The organism is Paenibacillus algorifonticola, from assembly GCF_000971975.1.
In the GTDB taxonomy this organism is placed as follows: domain Bacteria; phylum Bacillota; class Bacilli; order Paenibacillales; family Paenibacillaceae; genus Pristimantibacillus; species Pristimantibacillus algorifonticola.
Map to the genome: position 1 here is coordinate 1 of NZ_LAQO01000086.1, position 2,137 is coordinate 2,137.

At 57.3% G+C, this 2,137-nt stretch carries 1 protein-coding gene; it reads left to right on the forward strand.

Annotated elements, in window-relative coordinates:
- A partial coding sequence (locus WH37_RS32995) for a condensation domain-containing protein (RefSeq protein ID WP_046234918.1) occupies window positions 1–2,137 on the forward strand: 2,137 nt, incomplete at both ends.

Sequence of the window (2,137 nt, forward strand, 5' to 3'; positions counted from 1 at the left end):
GTACGTGGTAGCGGACAAACCGCTGACGGTGAGCGAGCTAAGAGGAAGGCTGTCGCAGGAGATGCCGGGATACATGATTCCGTCGTACTTCGTGCAGTTGGAGAAGATGCCGCTGACGGCGAACGGGAAGACGGACCGCAAGGCGCTGCCCGCGCCGGAGGGAAGCGTGAATACCGGTGCGGAATACACCGCGCCCCGTACACCGCTGGAAGAGCAGCTCGTGCGGATTTGGCAAGAGGTGCTTGGAACGGAAAGGATCGGAGTGAAGGACAATTTCTTCGATCTTGGGGGGCATTCCCTGCGTGCGACTGCGTTGGCAAGCAAGCTCTATAAAGAGATGAACGTCAATCTGTCGCTGCGGGACGTATTCCGGCTCCCGACCATTGAGGAAATGGCTCGGGCGATGGGCAGTATGGAAGAGAAGGTGTATGCCTCCATACCGCTCACCGAAGAAAAGGAGTATTACCCGGTATCGTCAGCGCAGAAGCGGCTTTATATTCTGCAACAGTTGGAAGGAGCAGAGCAAAGCTACAACATGCCGGGGATTATGAGGCTTGACGGCATGCTTGACCGGAAACGGCTTGAAGAAGCTTTCCGTCTTCTAATCGCGCGTCACGAGACACTGCGCACCGGCTTTGTGCTGGTGGATGGAGAGCCTGTGCAGCGGATATACCCGCAGGCGGATTTGATATTGGAGCATCGGCAAGCAAGCGATGAAGAAGCGCAGGAGGCGATGCGACATTTTGCCCGAGCGTTCGATCTGGGACAGCCGCCATTATTACGTGCAGGTCTGCTGGAGTTGTCTAAAGAGAGCCAACTACTGCTGCTGGATATGCATCATATCATCTCCGACGGTGTGTCCGTGGATATCCTAGTGGAGGAGCTTGTCCGCTTATACGGCGGCGAGGAGCTTCCTGACCTGCGGATTCAGTACAAGGATTACGCGGTATGGCAGCAATCCGAAGCGCAGCGCGAGCGTCTGAACAAGCAGGGAGCCTACTGGCTGGGCCAGTTTAGCGGAGAACTGCCGGTGCTGGAGCTGCCGACAGATTATGCGCGTCCCGCCGTGCAGCGATACGATGGCGATACGCTGCAGTTCCGTATGGATGCCGAGAAGAGCGAGGGCTTGAAGCGAATTGCGGCGGAAAACGGCGCGACGCTGTACATGGTATTGCTTGCGGCGTATACGATCCTGCTGCAAAAGTACACGGGCCAGGAAGATATGATCATCGGCACGCCGATCGCGGGAAGAACACACGGCGATCTGCAGCCATTGATCGGGATGTTCGTTAATACACTGGCGCTGCGCAACTGCCCGGTCGGAGAGAAAACATTCCTGTCTTATCTGGAGGAAGTCAAGGAAACGACCTTGGGTGCCTACGAGCACCAGGATTATCCGTTCGAAGAACTGGTGGACAAATTGCAGCTGACCCGCGATTTAAGCCGCAATCCGCTCTTTGACACCATGTTTTCGCTGCAAAGCTTGGAAAATAGAGCCTATCATCTCGAGGGCCTTCAACTGGCCTTGTATCCAAATGCGCATTTGGTGTCGAAATTTGACCTGAGCCTTGACGTCATGGAGGGAAGCGACGGTTTGGAATGCGCCCTCGAATACGCAACCGCGTTGTACAAACCAGAAACGGTAGAGCGGTTGGCGAAGCACTTCGAGCAATTGGTCGCCGCGATTGTGAACGATCCGGGCGCGAAAATCGCGTCGTTAGGCATGCTGACGGCGGAGGAGCAGGAGCAGATTCAGCGCGTATTCAATCCAGAGACAGTGTCGCCGCTGCTGGAGAAAACCTTCCATCACCTGTTTGAGGAACAAGCGGAGCGGAGCCCGGAGGCGACGGCGGTGGTGTACGAGGAGAAGCGGCTGACCTACCGCGAGCTGAACGAGCGTTCGAACCGCCTGGCGCGCAGCCTGCGGGCCCAAGGGGTGAAGCCGGATCAGTTGGTCGGCATTCTGGTCGATCGGTCGGTGGAAATGCTGGTCGGAGTCCTGGCGGTATGGAAGGCGGGAGGCGCTTATGTGCCGCTCGATCCGGATTACCCGTCCGACCGCATCCGGTTTATGCTGGAGGACAGCGGAGCGGAAGTGCTGCTGACACAGACGCATCTGGAGGAGCGCACGCGGGAG